The sequence below is a fragment of the Methylosinus sp. C49 genome (assembly GCF_009936375.1).
In the GTDB taxonomy this organism is placed as follows: domain Bacteria; phylum Pseudomonadota; class Alphaproteobacteria; order Rhizobiales; family Beijerinckiaceae; genus Methylosinus.
The window spans coordinates 1,314,108-1,328,242 of sequence record NZ_AP022332.1 but is presented as its reverse complement, the minus strand read 5'-3'; the positions used below and the strand labels follow the sequence as shown (position 1 = coordinate 1,328,242).

Sequence of the window (14,135 nt, the reverse complement as noted above, 5' to 3'; positions counted from 1 at the left end):
ACGCGAGACGATCCAAATCCCATCGAGGGGACACGACCGACGATGACCGACGAAATCGAGACCCGCCTTCCCGACCCCATCTCCGCCGAGCCGGCGCCGCGCCATAGGACGGCGGCGGTGACGATCGGCCGGGGGCCGCGCGCGGTGACGATCGGCGGCGGCGCGCCCATCGTCGTCCAGTCCATGACCAATACCGACACGGCCGATGTCGACTCCACGGTCGCGCAGATCGAATCGCTGGTCCGCGCCGGCTCGGAGCTGGTGCGCATCACCGTCGATCGCGACGAGGCTGCCGCCGCCGTGCCGCATATTCGCGATCGTCTCGCGCAGAAGAATATCGACGTCCCGCTGATCGGCGATTTTCACTACATCGGCCACAAGCTGCTCGCCGATCATCCGGCCTGCGGCGAGGCGCTCGAAAAATATCGCATCAATCCGGGCAATGTCGGCTTCAAGGAGAAGAAGGACCGGCAATTCGGCGCGATCGTCGAGCTGGCCATAAAGCATGGCAAGGCGGTGCGCATCGGCGCCAATTGGGGCTCGCTCGACCAGGAGATGCTGACGCATTTGATGGACATCAACGCCAATTCCGCGGCGCCGCTGGACACGCGCGCGGTGACGCGCGAGGCGCTCGCCCGCTCGGCGCTGATCTCGGCCGAGCGCGCCGAGGAGATCGGCCTTTCGCGCGACAGAATTGTCATCTCGGCCAAGGTCTCCGCCGTGCAGGATCTCATCGCCGTCTATCGCATGTTGGCGCTGCGCAGCGATTATGCGCTGCATCTCGGCCTCACCGAAGCCGGCATGGGCTCCAAGGGCGTCGTCGCCTCGGCGGCCGCGCTGGGCGTGCTGCTGCAGGACGGCATAGGCGACACGATCCGCGTGTCGCTGACGCCGGAGCCCGGCGGCGATCGCGCCAATGAGGTGCGCGTCGCGCAAGAGATTTTGCAGACGATGGGCTTTCGCACCTTCGTGCCGCTGGTCGCCGCCTGCCCCGGCTGCGGCCGCACCACCTCCACCGTCTTCCAGGAGCTGGCGCGCGATATCCAGTCGCATATCCGCGAGCGCATGCCGGTGTGGCGGCAGGACTATCCGGGCGTCGAGACGCTCAATGTCGCGGTGATGGGCTGCATCGTCAACGGGCCGGGCGAATCCAAGCACGCCGATATCGGCATTTCGCTGCCCGGCACGGGCGAGGCGCCGACGGCGCCGGTCTTCATCGACGGCAAGAAGGCGATGACCTTGCGCGGCGAGGGCATAGCGGAAGAATTCACCCGCATCGTCGAAGATTATGTCGCCCGTCGCTTCGGCGGCGGCGCTGAGGGCGAAGCGGCGGAGTGATCAGCCGAGCGCCGCCGCCACTGCGCGCAGATCGCGCCAGGCGCGGCGCTTCATCGCCGGCGTCCTGAGCAGGCTGGCGAGCGACGGCGCGAGCAGCGCGCGCACAGTCCCGCCGCCGCAATCATAATCGAACCAGGCGTTGCGATAGCGCGCGACATCCGGCGAGCCCAGCGCGGCGCGGGCGGCGAAATCGCCGAGAATGAGCAGAGCGCGCGGCGCGGCCAGTTCCACATGGCGACGCAGGAAGGGATTGAGCGCCGCCACCTCCGCCGGGTTGAGCTCGCGCGCGCCGGGCGGACGCCAGGGCGTCGCATAGGCGAGATAGGCGCCGGAGCGGTCGCGCCGAAGCGCGCGCAGCATATTATCGAGCAGCCGCGCCTCCGGCCCGACGAAAGCCTCGCCGCCGCGCTCCTCCTCCTCGCCGGGCGAGAAATCCAGAACCATGAGAGCCGCGCCGGGCGCGCCGGCCGAAAAGAGAAAATGTCCGGCCGTCGCCTTCAGCGCGCAGCCGTCGAAACCGGCGAGACGCTCCTGCAATTCCTCGATCGTCCGCGCAGCGCCCGCGGCCTCGCGCGCGCCGCGGGCGGCCTCCTCGGTAAAGACGGGCGCGGCGGAGCGCTGGGAGCGGGTCTCCCGCGCCGGCGGCTCGGCCCGACGCGCTGGTGAAGGCGAAGACGCAGCGACAGGCGCGGGCGCGATGGCGCGCGCCGGCGGCGGCGCGGCGCTCTCGACGAAACGGTCATGCGGCGTCTCGTCGATCGCTATGTCGACGCCGATCGACACATACCAATCGACGAGCGCGGCGAGCCCCGTCTCCAAGCAAAGATCGGCGTCAGCGGACATGGCCCCGAGCTTAGAGCAGAAGCGCGAAAAGGTGAAGGCGCGCAGGGGGCGGGGCCACGCATCTCGCCCCTCCCCGCGCGCGAATGCGTAGATTATCGAGCTTCGCGTGGCGGCGGCTCCGCAATAGGCTGGGACAAAATCAAGAATGTGCCGAGGGTGGAAACAGAGTTCAAAAATCACAGCTCACATAGAGAACTCACATGATCGACCTGATCGAAACCATCGCGAAATCGCTGTTCGCGAAATTCGGGTCCAATCCGAAACTTTGGGATGGAGCTACGCTCGGCGAGCGCGAGAGATTCCGCCATGCGGCGGAAGATATACTGCAGGAGTTCGCCTCGCTCGCGCCCGTCGAGACGGCGGAGCTGGTCGAAAAAATCCGCGAGACGCGGATCACGCGTCTCGGATTTCTCTATATGGCCTATGCGCTGAATACTTCGGAAGCGGCCGCGCTGCTCACTTTTCGGGCGCTCGGCCGGGCCGAGCGCCGAACCTCCCCCTAGAAGCGCTATACCGATCCAACTGGATCAGAAAGCGCTCTAGATTCTTTCGTTGGAAGCGAATTCTGATCGATCGAACGATTCCTTTCGATCGGAAAGCGCTTTAGCAGCAGCGCATCGCGCGCCGGCCGCCCTCGCCGAAACGACTGGCCTGACGCTCGAGGAAGAACTCCTCGCGCGTCATCAGCGGCTCGCTCGGATGATTGGCGCGCCGATGCGCGACATAGGCCTCGTAATCCCCCTGCCCGATCATCAGCCGCGCGCCGTCGCGCAGCTTTTGCCCGAGCTTGGAGAGATCAAGCGCGGGCAATTTGCAGATCGCGCAGCTCATCGCTCGTCTCCCTGGTGGTGACGCTGGTCGCGCGCCGCGCCTCGCCGATGGCCCGCAGGCCGAAGAACAGCATCGACAATACGAGCGCGATGAAGATGGCGCAGAGCGTCGTGTTCACATAATCATTGAAGACGATGCGGCTCATCTCGGCGGCGGTCTTGGCCGGCGCGAGCAGCCGGCCGTCCGCCGCCGCGACCGAATAGCGCGCCGCATGGGAGAGGAAGCCGATCTTGGGATCGGGATGGAAAATCTTCTCCGCGCCCGCCGTCAGCGTGCAGATATAGAGCCAGGCTGCCGGCGCCGCGGCGATGAAGGCGTAACGCTCCCGTTTCATGCGGAACAGCACCACAGTGCAGAGCGTGAGCGCTATTGCCGCCAGCATTTGATTGGCGATGCCGAACATGGGCCAGAGCGTGTTGATGCCGCCGAGAGGATCGATGACGCCCTGATAGAGGAACCAGCCCCAGCCGGCGACGGCGAGCCCCGTCGCGCCGAAATTGGGAATCCAGGCGCGCGTATGCTTGAAGCGCGGCCAGAAGGTTCCAACGAGATCCTGAATCATGAAGCGCGCGACACGCGTGCCGGCGTCCACAGTGGTGAGGATGAACAGCGCCTCGAACAGAATGGCGAAATGATACCAGAAGGCGGTCATGGACGCGCCGCCGATCGCCCCCGACAATATTTTCGCCATGCCGACGGCGAGCGTCGGCGCGCCGCCCGCGCGCGAGAGCACCGTCTTCTCGCCGACCTCGGCCGCCGCCTGGCTCAGCGCCTCCGGCGTGATGACGAAACCCCAGGACGAGATGGTCTGCGCCGCCGTGTCGACTGTGGAGCCTATGACGGCCGGCGCGCTGTTCATGGCGAAATAGACGCCCGGATCGAGCACGGTGGCGGCGACCAGCGCCATTATGGCCACAAATGACTCCATCAGCATCGCGCCATAGCCGATGAAGCGGATCTGCGTCTCGTCGCCGATCATCTTGGGCGTGGTGCCGGAAGAGACGAGGGCGTGAAAGCCGGAAATGGCGCCGCAGGCCAAAGTGATGAAGAGGAAGGGAAAGACGCTGCCGGCGAAGACCGGCCCGGTTCCGTCGATGAAGCGGCTGACCGCCGGCATTTTCAGCTCCGGCATGACATAGAAAATGCCGAGCGCGAGCGAGGCGATGGTGCCGATCTTCAGAAAGGTGGAGAGATAGTCGCGCGGCGCGAGCAGGAACCACACCGGCAGAACGGAGGCGACGAAGCCATAGCCGATCAGCATGAAGGCGAGCGCTTCGCCCTTGAAGGTGAAGAGCGCGGCGAGCGCCGGCGTCTCCGCGACCGTGCGGCCGAGCGCTATGGAGCCGATGAGCAGGACGAAGCCGATCGCCGACATTTCGAATATGCGGCCAGGGCGAATATAGCGGCCGTAGACGCCCATCAGCACGGCGATGGGCAGAGTGGCGAAGACGGTGAAGAAGCCCCAGGGGCTGTCCGCCAACGCCTTGACGACAATGAGCGCCAGCACGGCTAGCAATATGACCATGATGGTGAGAATGCCGACCATGGCGATGATTCCGGCGGCCGGGCCGAGCTCCGTCTTGATGAGATCGCCGAGCGAGCGCCCGTCACGCCGCGTCGAGATGAACAGCACGACGAAATCCTGCACCGCGCCGGCGAAGACGACGCCGGTGAGCAGCCAGAGCGTGCCGGGCAGATAGCCCATTTGCGCCGCCAGCACCGGGCCGACCAGCGGCCCCGCCCCGGCTATGGCCGCGAAATGATGGCCGAACAGCACATATTTGTCGGTCGGCACATAATCGAGCCCGTCATTGTGACGATGCGCCGGCGTCTTGCGCTGCGGATCGAGGCCGAGCGCGCGTTCCGCGATGAACAGCGAATAGAAGCGATAGGCGGTGAGATAGACGCAGATCGCCGCCGCGACCAGCCACATTGCGTTGACGGTCTCGCCCCGCGCCATCGCCAGAGTGAAGAGCGAGAAGACGCCGAGCGCGACGATTGCGGTCCAAACGGCGATGGAGCCGAGCTTGCGGCCCGGCGTGGCGAGTGGGAGGGACATAGCGCGAGCCTCGGCGTTTCCTGGAAAAGCCTGGGGACGAGATCGTCACCCGGCATTTTTCCCAAGAAATAGGCCAAAGGCGCCCGCTGCGTCCAGCCGCGAAGGGCGCACGCCGCCCTCTCTCGGCCGCCGAACGCGTCATCTGGACACGCCGCTCGTTTGGAACCTTTTGAAGCTCCGCCGATTGAATGGCTCGGGCGACGAATTCTGCACAGGAGACGCTTATGCACTGCGGAGATTGTCGTTTTTGGCGCCAGCCGGACAACCAATGCCGCCGCAACGCCCCGCTGCCCATGCGCGGCCATGAGGGAACCATGGACACGGCGTGGCCCCTCGTGACCGCGGAAGACTGGTGCGGCGAATATCAGCCCGGCTACATCGATCGGACCAGCATGCCCGCGGAAGCGCGGGCGCGCGCCCAGGCCGGGCACAAGGAACGCGCCCAGCACTGACGGCCGCCGAAACGGCGCGGCCGTCTCCGCTCAATTTCCCGAGGTCCGCACAGGCGCGGCCGCGCCGCTATAGGACACACGCCAGATCGTCCCATTGCCGTCCTCGCTCACCAGCAGCGAGCCGTCGCGCGCCACGGCGACATCGACGGGGCGACCCCAGACGCGCGTGTCGTCCACGACGAAGCCGGTGAGAAAATCCTGATACTCGCCGGTCGGGACGCCGTCCTTGAAGGATAGCCGCACGATCTTGTAGCCGGTGCGCTCGGCGCGGTTCCAGGAGCCGTGCAGAGCGACGAAAGCGTCGCCCTTATATTCCGCCGGGAATTGGCCGCCGTCGTAGAAGGCGATGCCCAGCGGCGCCGAATGCGGCTGGAACAGCACATCGGGAATTGTGATCTTGCTCGAGAGATCCGGCCGCTCGCCGGCGTGGCGGGGATCCTCATGCGCGCCGATGTAATGCCAGGGCCAGCCGTAGAAGGCGCCCTCCTTCACGCGCGTGGCGTAATCGGGCGGCAGATCGTCGCCGAGCATGTCGCGCTCATTGACGATGCACCACAGATCGTCGGTCCCCGGCCGCAATTGCAGGCCGGAGCAATTGCGCAGCCCATTGGCGACATTGCGCCGGCTCTTTCCCTCCGGGTCTATGGCCAGCACTGTCGCGCGCTCGAATTCGGCGCCGGCGCTCGCGCCCAGCCCATGCGCCGCCTCGAGCTGCGCGACCTCCTGCGCGGAAGGACGCGGATGGCCTTCGGCGACATTGGTCTTGGAGCCGACGGACACATAGAGCGTCTTGCCGTCGCGCGAAAAGACGAGATCGCGCGTCCAATGGCCGCCGTCGGCGCCGGGCAGATTCGCGATCGTCTCGGCGGGGCCGGAGGCGGAAAGATCGCCGTTCTTATAAGGGAAGCGCAGCACTTTCGTCGGCGTGCCGACATAGACGAAGCGCGGCTCCGGCCCCGGCGGATAGAAGGCTATCCCATAAGGGCGCTCGAGTTCCGAGGCGAAGATAGAGGACGAGGCCGGCGCGATCTTCCCATCCTGGAGACGAAAGACGCGGAGCCGGCCGCCGACGCTCTCGGTGACGAAAATATCGCCGTTGGGCGCATGGCGAATGACGCGCGGGCCTTCGAGGCCGGAGGCGAAAATCTCAGCCGAAAAGCCCGCGAGCGTCTTGGGCGCGGCGCCGTCCGGCCGCGTGACCACTTGCGAGCGCGCGGCGGTCGGCGCGCTGGCGAGCGGCGCGGGCAAATCCTGCGCGGTGATCTTGCGCCAGGTTCCAGGCCCGTCCTGCCGCCAATCGCTGAAGGCGACGGGACCGACGAGGCGGCGCGCCTCCTCCGATTGCGCGAGGACATGACCGGCGAAGGCGAGGCCGGCGAAGGCGCCGGCGAGGAGAAGTGTCGGGGCGAAAATCTTCATTGCGGCCTCTCTCGAAACAGAGCCGCAGTCTAGCGCGCGATAATCACATTTAGAAGATAGAATTACAGCATTCGTGCGCGCCCCTTCCGGCGGCGGACGGCCGGTGCTATTCGACCGCCACCGACCGATGAAAGAGAAGGAAAAACCATATGAGCGAGATCTGGCTGGCCACGGGCGAAGCGACGGTTCTGGCGGCGGACGGGCAATTTACCGACGCCATGCCGGAAGTCATGATCGGCAGCGTCAAAGGCCCGGTGGGGACGGCTTTCGCCTCGATGACGGGACAGGTCGCGGGCCATCCGCGCATGTTCGTCATTCGCGACCTCAATCAGCAGGTGCGCCCCGCCACCATGATGACGACCAAGATGACGGTGCGCTCCAATGACTACGTCGAACTGCTCGGCGGCGTCGTGCAGGCGGCGACTGGCGACGCCATCGTCGATGCGGTTTCGGAAGGAATCATTCCGAAAGATCAGGTCGATGATCTCGTCATGATCATCATGATCTGGCTCGATCCGCGTTGCGCGACCGATCCCAATCTCGATCGGCGCGATCTCTATCGCACCAATTACGAGGCGACGAAGCTGGCGATTTCCCGCGCTCTGAAGGGCGAGCCGACGATCGACGAGCTCATCGCCAATCGCAAGACAGTGACGCATTATGCGCTGGAGGGCGTGTTCGACGAGTGATTTTGCGCAGCCGGCATTGCAAAAATCGAGCGCTGCGCCGATTGCGAATCAGTTCTCGAAGCGTTAGCAAACGAATCCTCACATGGCGCGTTCGATATGACGCGTCTTTTCATGGGAATTCGAGGGAGATTTGCGATGGCCAAGGCGAAGAGCGAGAAGCCTGCGGCGGTCAAGAAGGCCAAGAAACCCGAAGCCGCCGCGATTCGTCCGGTGAAGGAGAGCTTGACCAAGTCGGCCCTGATCAATCTGCTCGCCGAGCAGAACGAGCTTCCGCGCAAGACCGCCGCTGCGGTCTACGCCACGCTCGAGGAGGTGTTCCTCGGCTCCGTGCATCCGCGCGGCGTCGGCGAGTTCACCCTGCCCGGCCTGCTGAAAGTATCGCTGCGCAAGGTTCCGGCGCGTAAGGCCGGCACTCTGGTGCGCAATCCCGCCACGGGCGAGATGGTGAAGGCCGCCGCCAAGCCGGCGAGCGTGCGCGTGAAAATCCGCGCCCTCTCCAAGCTGAAGACCGCCGCCACGCCCTGATTTCCTCAGGGCCTGTTTCGAGCGAGCCCGAAGGCTCGCGGTCCGGGGGCTACGGCCTTCGCACTGCGAGCCTTCGGGCTCGTTTCGTTTTCGGCGGCGCGCGATCTCGCGCCGTCACGCAGCGCGCGCCTTTCCGGCGCGGTTCTTGGTGAGCCAAGGGCTCCAGGGCTGCGGCGCGATCAGCCCCTCCCCGACGAAGACCGGAGCGATGCCTCCACGCGCGACGCGGCCGATGAAAGCCGGCTTGTGCAAATGCTGCGTCTCGGCGTCCAGCCTCAGGGAGAAGCCGCTCGGCGCGCGGAGCGCATGCAGCGGCAGCGCGCGACGCACCGCCGCGACATCGACGGAGCCCGCAGCGACGACCGCCGCGCGCCATAGCTCGAAGCCGAGATAGCTCGCCTCCATCGCGTCATTGGTCGTGGCGTCGGACTCGTTCTTATAGCGCCGCCATTGCGCGACGAAGCTACGGTTCTCCGGGCAGTCGATCGACTGGAGGTAGTTCCATGCGACATAGAGCCCGTCGATATCGCAATGCGCGAGCGCCGGCAGCTCCGCCTCGCCGATCGACAGCGACAAGGTCGGCGCGAAGGCGACGTCGCCGAGCGCGCCGAAAAAGCGCAGATTGGCGTCGCCGCTCACCGTCGAGACGATCGCCGCGCCGGACCGGGCGGCGAAGCGACGCGCGTCCCTGGCGATGGCGCGCCAATCCTCGAGGCCGGGCGGCGCATAGATTTCGGCGATATCGGACGCGTCCGCGCCATGGGCGACGAGATAGGCGCGCAGAATGGCGTTGGTGACGCGCGGATAGACGTCGTCATTGCCGATGAGCAGAAAGCGCCGCGCGCCGAGACCTTTAAGAAAATCCACGGCGGGGATCGCCGTCTGGCTCGGCGTGCCGCCGGCATAGACGATATTGGGCGAGCGCTCCTCGCCCTCATATTGGCTCGGATAGAAGAGCAGGCCCTTGGCCTTTTCGACCACCGGAAGCACGGCTTTGCGCGAGGCGGAGGTCCAGCATCCGAAGATAGCCGCGACGCCGCGCTCCTCCAAGAGAAGGCGCGCCTGCTCGGCGTAGAGGGCGGGATCGGAGCGCGGATCGAGGATCACCGCCTCGAGCGGGCGTCCGAGGAGGCCGCCCTGCGCATTGCAGCGCTCGACCAGCATCGTCAGCAGCTCCTGCAGCGGCCGCTCGCTGCTCGTCATCGTGCCGGAGAGCGAATGCAATATGCCGATGCGGATCGCGCCATTGTCGAGATCGGCGAAATAGCGATCGACGGCGCAAACGAGGCTCTTCGAGCTGCCGAGCATCGTCTGCGCGGCGGCGAGCGCCGAGCGGCCGCCGGAATGCGCCCGCGCCACGGCGCCGCCGACATCCGGCAGCGCCTCGCCGACGCCGCGGGCGACGAGGGATGCGCGCGCCCCTATGTCTTCGAGCTCGGCCGCCTCCCGGCTCAGAGTGTCGGCGAGGTCGCGATTGACGCCGGCGACCGCCTCGACGCTCGTCGACACTTCGGCGATGGCGCCGACCGTGTCCTCCACCGCGTAACGTATGGAGTCGATCTGCGTCTCTATTTCGGCGGCGGCGCGCGCGGTCTGATTGGCGAGCGTCTTCACCTCGCTCGCCACCACGGCGAAGCCGCGCCCGCTCTCGCCGGCGCGCGCCGCCTCTATGGTCGCATTGAGCGCGAGCAGCGAGGTCTGGCCGGCGATCGACTGAATGAGCTTGCTCACCGCGCCGATGCGGCCGGCGGCGGCGGCGAGGCCGCGCACGATGTCTTCCGCGCGCGCGAGATCGGCCGCGCTGCGATCGGCCGCCATGCGCGACGCCGTCACCTGGCGCGAGGAGCGCGCCACGAGGCCGATGATGGCGTCCCGCGCCGCCAGCGCCAGTCCATCGACATTCTGCGCCGCCGTGGCCGCGGCGGCGGCCGCGTCGGAGAGACCGCGGAGCATGTCGCCATTGCAGGCGGCGCAGTCGCCCGCCGCCGATCGCGCGCCGGCGTCGGCGACGGCGAGCGCATCTTCGGTCTCCTCCGCGATCTGGCGCAGCCGCTGCATGAAAAAGGCGCGGCCGGCCTCGCGAATCGACTGCTCGGCCGCGCGGCTGCGCTCGGCGACGGCGAAAGCGTCGGCGGCGATCAGAGCGCGACGCAGCTCCTCCGCGACGCCGCGGAGCCGCGCCGCCGAACGTCCGCTCGCGGGCGGAAAAGGCGCGTAGCGATCGCCCGCGGCGATCTTCTCCAAGGCGACGATCTGCGCCGAGAGGCGGCGCTCGATCGCGCTCGCCGCCGCGAAAGCAGCGAGCGCCGCTGCGATCCAGCAGAGCAGCGGGTCGCCGCCGGCCCAGCCGAGGGCGACGGGCGTGAAGCAAGCGGCGAGAGTCGCCGCGAGGAGAAAGGCGCAGGGAAGTTTCCCGGCCGAGCTGTCCGCCATGGATCGCACACTTCGCTATGAGTTTGAAAATTTGCACGTAATCTCGCAACACACCGGTTACTAACACCTTTCGATGTCCGATCTTTCCCGATCGATCGTCGCACCCGCCCCTCGAAGGGGAATGGAAGCGCGTGACTCGTCTCGGCCGGCGGTTTATTCCCGGTGCGGATCGGGAGCTTTGCCGAATGAGCCGCTTTTCGAAACGCGTTCGTTTTTCGTCGTTCGCCCTCTGCCTCGCCCTCGCGACGGGCGGCTGCGGCGGACGTCCCCATGGCGTGCTGACGCCGCAGCCGCAGACCGCGGGAACGAATCGCGTCGAATTGCTGGTCGCCACGACGCGCAGCGATCGCGGCGCGGAGCCGGGAGATCTCTTCACCGGCGAGCGCGGCAAGGGCCTCGCCTTCGCCGATATCGCCATCTCCATTCCGCCGGACGGCGCGCGCCAGATCGGCGAAGTGCAATGGCCGGATTCTCTGCCGGGCGATCCCACGCGCGAGTTCGTCACGCTGCGCGCCGATCTGCTCGGCCAGCAGGAGGCGGCGCGCCGCTTCGACGCGCGCATCGTCAAGACGCCCAAGCGTCAGGCGCTGGTCTTCGTCCACGGCTTCAACACGCTCTTCGCCGAGGCGGTCTATCGCCTCGCGCAGATCGTCCATGATTCCGGCACGAGCGCGCTGCCGGTGCTGTTCACCTGGCCCTCGCGCGGCAAGCTGCTCGACTATGGCTATGACCATGAGAGCGCGAGCTATTCCCGCGACGCGCTGGAGCATGTGCTGCATATGCTCGCCAAGGACCCGTCCGTCGGCGAGATCTCGATATTGGCGCATTCCATGGGCAATTGGGTGACGCTGGAGGCGCTGCGCCAAATGGCAATCCGCGACCGCGGCCTCCCATCCAAGATCAAAAATGTGATGCTCGCCGCGCCCGACGTCGATTACGACGTGTTCACGCGGCAGATCGCCGAGATCGACGAGCATCGCGCCATCTTCACCCTCTTCGTCTCGCGCGAGGACGAGGCGCTGGCCGCCTCCCGCCATGTATGGGGCGACAAGGTGCGGCTCGGCGGCATCGATCCTGCGCGCGAGCCGTTCAAGGACGCTCTGGCGGAGCGGCGCTTCACCGTCGTCGATCTCTCGACGGTGAAATCCGCCGACCCGCTCGGCCATGGCACATTCGCGCAATCGCCGGAGATCGTGCGCTCCATCGGCGCGCGGCTGGCGCAGGGCCAGACGCTCGCCGACAATCAGAATGGCGTGGGCGAGCGCCTCGGCCAAGTGGCGACCGGCGCGGCCTCGACCGTGGGAACGGCGGCGAGCGTCGCCGTCTCGACGCCCTTCGCCATCGTCGATCCGCGCACCCGCGAAAATCTCGGCGATCAGCTGCAGCGTCTCGGCGAGCAGATGAACGACACCGCCTCGGCCGGCGCCGATGTGGTCTCACGCCCGCTGCATTGACGGCTACCAAGGAACGTCGCGGCCGCGATAATCGAGAAAGCGGCCGGTGTCCGCCAGGGTCAGCGCGTCCAGCGTCTTCAGGATTCCGCTCGCGCTCTCCTCTACGGAGAGATCGGCGTTTTTCCCGCCCATATCGGTGCGCACCCAGCCGGGACTGAGCGCGACGACCGTGACCTTCTCGCGCTTCAGATCATGGGCGAGGCCTTGGGCGATCTTGTTCAGCGCCGCTTTGGCGGCGCGATAGGCGATATTGGTGGAGCCCTCCATCGCCATGGAGCCGAGCCCGCTCGACATCAGCGCGATGCGCGGATTGTCGGCGCGCAGCATCAGCGGCAAAAAGGCCTGGACGAGCCGCAACGGCCCCAGCGTATTGACGTCGAAGAGATCGAGCGCGCCGGGAAAATCCATGTCCAATGTCGATTGCGTCTGCGGCCCATATGCGCCGGCGTTGCAGACGAGGACGTCGAGCGGCCCCGCCAGCTCGCGCGCGGCGGCGCGAATCCCGGCCTCGTCGCGCTGGTCGAAGACATGAATCGAGAAGCGCGCGCGATGGCGCGCCACATCTTTCTGCAGCCGCTCGCGCGCTTCCTCGCTGCGCACGGAGGCGTCGACATCGTCGCCGCGGTCCGCGAGCAGCATCGCCAGCCCATGGCCGATGCCCCTATTGGCGCCCGAAATAAACCAATGCTCCGCCATCGGCCGCTCCTTTTCTCATCCGACATGCGAATATAACGCGCATCGGTCCAGATCGAAGCTTGCCGCGGCCTCATCCAGCTTATACTGTAGGGCAGTTACATAACGAAAACATTGCGAAAGGCGGATCGCATCATGAGCGACATTTCCTTCGCGGACGAGCACGTCGCCGCGCGATCTCCTTCCGAGGCGGCGCCGGTCCCGGTCCTCTTCACCGGCGACAATGGGGCGTTTCGCCGTCTGGTCACGCGCGGCGCGCTGCTGGAGCTGGTGACGGCCGGCTTCTATCGCTTCTGGCTCGCAACCAATATGCGCCGCTATCTCTGGTCGAGCACGGTCATCGGCGGCGATGCGCTGGAATATGTCGGCACGGCGCGCGAGCTATTGTTCGGCTTCTTCTTCGCGCTCGCCATTCTCGCGCCCGTCTATATCGCCTATATCGTCGTCGGCTTCGAGGCGGAGCGGCAAAAGGCCTTCGCCTCGCTGCCGCTGGGCCTGTTCTTCGCCGCCTTCGGCCAGTTCGCCATCTATCGCGCGCGGCGCTATCGGCTCAACCGCAGCGCCTGGCGCGGCCTGCGTTTCGGCATGGGCGGCTCCGGCCTCGCCTATATGTTCCGCGCCATCGGCTGGGGACTGCTGATCGCGCTCACGCTCGGCCTCGCCCTGCCCTGGGCGGAGGCGGCGCTCGAGCGCTATAAGATGCGCAACACCTATTATGGCGCGCTGGAGGGCGATTTCGTCGGCCGCGGCGGCGATTTCTTCAAGCGCGGCTGGTGGATCTGGGCGGTCTCGCTGGCCTATCCAATGCTGCTGTATGTCCTCGCTCGCTCATCCGAGCGCCCAGGCGTGCCTGCCGGCGATGGAAGCGGCCGCACCATGGTGAACAATTCCAGCGCGACGGGGCTGCTCATCATCCTCGGCGTTGTCGTCGCCTTTCTGCTGTATCCTTCGCTCTACGCCGCCTTCAAAGGCGCGCAATGGCGCTGGTGGATCGACGGGCTGCGCCTCGGCGGAATTCGCCTCGAGAGCAAGCTCGACACGACCAGGCTGCTGACCAACTACTACGCTCTGTTCGCCATCGTCGTCGGCCTGACCATTGTCGCGATCGTTCTCGTGATCGTGGCGGCCAAGATGACCGGCTTCCAGGGCGCCGTAACCCCAGGTCGGCAATTTCCCATCGGGACAATGACCGCCTGGATCGGCGTCTATGTCGCGACCTTTCTCGCGATCGGTGTCGCCTCGCGTATCTTTCTCACACAGCGCGTCTGGAAGCTCGTCGCGAGCTCGGTCGTCGTCCATGATCTCGCGGAAGCGGAGGATGTCGCGATGCACGCCAGCGTCACGCCGAGCGCCATCGGCGAGGGTTTCGCCGATAGTCTCGACGTCGTCGGCTTCTGAC

At 66.5% G+C, this 14,135-nt stretch carries 13 protein-coding genes; 7 read left to right on the top strand and 6 right to left on the bottom strand.

Annotated features, from left to right (window positions below):
• The first annotated feature begins 42 nt into the window (after positions 1 to 42).
• Entirely contained in the window at positions 43 to 1,338 is a 1,296-nt protein-coding gene (ispG, locus tag GYH34_RS06290; RefSeq protein ID WP_161912820.1) for a flavodoxin-dependent (E)-4-hydroxy-3-methylbut-2-enyl-diphosphate synthase, read from the top strand.
• On the opposite strand, the gene GYH34_RS06285 is transcribed toward ispG, so the two are convergent.
• Complete coding sequence (locus GYH34_RS06285; protein WP_161912819.1) at positions 1,339 to 2,181, bottom strand: uracil-DNA glycosylase; 843 nt, start codon at positions 2,179 to 2,181, stop codon at positions 1,339 to 1,341.
• 200 nt (positions 2,182 to 2,381) lie between these two features.
• Between GYH34_RS06285 and GYH34_RS06280 the strand changes: the two genes are divergently transcribed.
• Complete coding sequence (locus tag GYH34_RS06280; RefSeq protein ID WP_161912818.1) at positions 2,382 to 2,684, top strand: hypothetical protein; 303 nt, start codon at positions 2,382 to 2,384, stop codon at positions 2,682 to 2,684.
• A gap of 100 nt (positions 2,685 to 2,784) precedes the next feature.
• Here the strand turns inward: GYH34_RS06280 and GYH34_RS06275 are convergent, their stop codons facing one another.
• A complete protein-coding gene (locus GYH34_RS06275) occupies positions 2,785 to 3,012 on the bottom strand; it encodes a YbdD/YjiX family protein (protein ID WP_161912817.1) in 228 nt (75 codons plus the stop codon).
• The gene (locus tag GYH34_RS06270) at positions 2,978 to 5,071 is read right to left on the bottom strand and encodes a carbon starvation CstA family protein (protein ID WP_161912816.1); all 2,094 of its coding nucleotides are present in this window, start codon (positions 5,069 to 5,071) and stop codon (positions 2,978 to 2,980) included. Before GYH34_RS06270 ends, GYH34_RS06275 begins: the two co-directional genes overlap by 35 nt.
• Before the next feature lie 224 nt (positions 5,072 to 5,295).
• Between GYH34_RS06270 and GYH34_RS06265 the strand changes: the two genes are divergently transcribed.
• A complete protein-coding gene (locus GYH34_RS06265) occupies positions 5,296 to 5,523 on the top strand; it encodes a hypothetical protein (RefSeq protein WP_161912815.1) in 228 nt (75 codons plus the stop codon).
• A 30-nt stretch (positions 5,524 to 5,553) separates the two neighbouring features.
• Here the strand turns inward: GYH34_RS06265 and GYH34_RS06260 are convergent, their stop codons facing one another.
• Positions 5,554 to 6,942 carry a sorbosone dehydrogenase family protein gene (locus GYH34_RS06260; protein ID WP_161912814.1) on the bottom strand — a complete coding sequence of 463 codons (1,389 nt, stop codon included), beginning with the start codon at positions 6,940 to 6,942 and terminating at the stop codon, positions 5,554 to 5,556.
• Between the two features lie 149 nt (positions 6,943 to 7,091).
• Here GYH34_RS06260 and fae point away from each other — a divergent pair, with 149 nt between their 5' ends.
• Complete coding sequence (gene fae, locus GYH34_RS06255; RefSeq protein WP_161912813.1) at positions 7,092 to 7,631, top strand: formaldehyde-activating enzyme; 540 nt, start codon at positions 7,092 to 7,094, stop codon at positions 7,629 to 7,631.
• Positions 7,632 to 7,766: 135 nt separating this feature from the next.
• Complete coding sequence (locus GYH34_RS06250; protein ID WP_018264162.1) at positions 7,767 to 8,156, top strand: HU family DNA-binding protein; 390 nt, start codon at positions 7,767 to 7,769, stop codon at positions 8,154 to 8,156.
• Positions 8,157 to 8,270: 114 nt separating this feature from the next.
• On the opposite strand, the gene GYH34_RS22215 is transcribed toward GYH34_RS06250, so the two are convergent.
• Entirely contained in the window at positions 8,271 to 10,589 is a 2,319-nt protein-coding gene (locus GYH34_RS22215; RefSeq protein WP_161912812.1) for a transporter substrate-binding protein, read from the bottom strand.
• A gap of 185 nt (positions 10,590 to 10,774) precedes the next feature.
• Here GYH34_RS22215 and GYH34_RS06240 point away from each other — a divergent pair, with 185 nt between their 5' ends.
• Positions 10,775 to 12,043 (top strand): alpha/beta hydrolase, encoded by a 1,269-nt coding sequence (locus GYH34_RS06240; protein ID WP_161912811.1) that lies wholly within the window; start codon positions 10,775 to 10,777, stop codon positions 12,041 to 12,043.
• A gap of 3 nt (positions 12,044 to 12,046) precedes the next feature.
• On the opposite strand, the gene GYH34_RS06235 is transcribed toward GYH34_RS06240, so the two are convergent.
• A complete protein-coding gene (locus GYH34_RS06235) occupies positions 12,047 to 12,739 on the bottom strand; it encodes an SDR family oxidoreductase (RefSeq protein WP_161912810.1) in 693 nt (230 codons plus the stop codon).
• A 132-nt stretch (positions 12,740 to 12,871) separates the two neighbouring features.
• On the opposite strand from GYH34_RS06235, the gene GYH34_RS06230 reads away from it, so the two are divergent.
• Complete coding sequence (locus tag GYH34_RS06230; RefSeq protein ID WP_161912809.1) at positions 12,872 to 14,134, top strand: DUF898 family protein; 1,263 nt, start codon at positions 12,872 to 12,874, stop codon at positions 14,132 to 14,134.
• Position 14,135: the final 1 nt, after the last annotated feature.

Coding starts and splice junctions, on each gene's coding strand:
- ispG (WP_161912820.1), top strand. CDS start 43: ATGACCGACGAAATCGAGACCCGCCTTCCCGACCCCATCTCCGCCGAG.
- GYH34_RS06285 (WP_161912819.1), bottom strand. CDS start 2,181: ATGTCCGCTGACGCCGATCTTTGCTTGGAGACGGGGCTCGCCGCGCTC.
- GYH34_RS06280 (WP_161912818.1), top strand. CDS start 2,382: ATGATCGACCTGATCGAAACCATCGCGAAATCGCTGTTCGCGAAATTC.
- GYH34_RS06275 (WP_161912817.1), bottom strand. CDS start 3,012: ATGAGCTGCGCGATCTGCAAATTGCCCGCGCTTGATCTCTCCAAGCTC.
- GYH34_RS06270 (WP_161912816.1), bottom strand. CDS start 5,071: ATGTCCCTCCCACTCGCCACGCCGGGCCGCAAGCTCGGCTCCATCGCC.
- GYH34_RS06265 (WP_161912815.1), top strand. CDS start 5,296: ATGCACTGCGGAGATTGTCGTTTTTGGCGCCAGCCGGACAACCAATGC.
- GYH34_RS06260 (WP_161912814.1), bottom strand. CDS start 6,942: ATGAAGATTTTCGCCCCGACACTTCTCCTCGCCGGCGCCTTCGCCGGC.
- fae (WP_161912813.1), top strand. CDS start 7,092: ATGAGCGAGATCTGGCTGGCCACGGGCGAAGCGACGGTTCTGGCGGCG.
- GYH34_RS06250 (WP_018264162.1), top strand. CDS start 7,767: ATGGCCAAGGCGAAGAGCGAGAAGCCTGCGGCGGTCAAGAAGGCCAAG.
- GYH34_RS22215 (WP_161912812.1), bottom strand. CDS start 10,589: ATGGCGGACAGCTCGGCCGGGAAACTTCCCTGCGCCTTTCTCCTCGCG.
- GYH34_RS06240 (WP_161912811.1), top strand. CDS start 10,775: ATGAGCCGCTTTTCGAAACGCGTTCGTTTTTCGTCGTTCGCCCTCTGC.
- GYH34_RS06235 (WP_161912810.1), bottom strand. CDS start 12,739: ATGGCGGAGCATTGGTTTATTTCGGGCGCCAATAGGGGCATCGGCCAT.
- GYH34_RS06230 (WP_161912809.1), top strand. CDS start 12,872: ATGAGCGACATTTCCTTCGCGGACGAGCACGTCGCCGCGCGATCTCCT.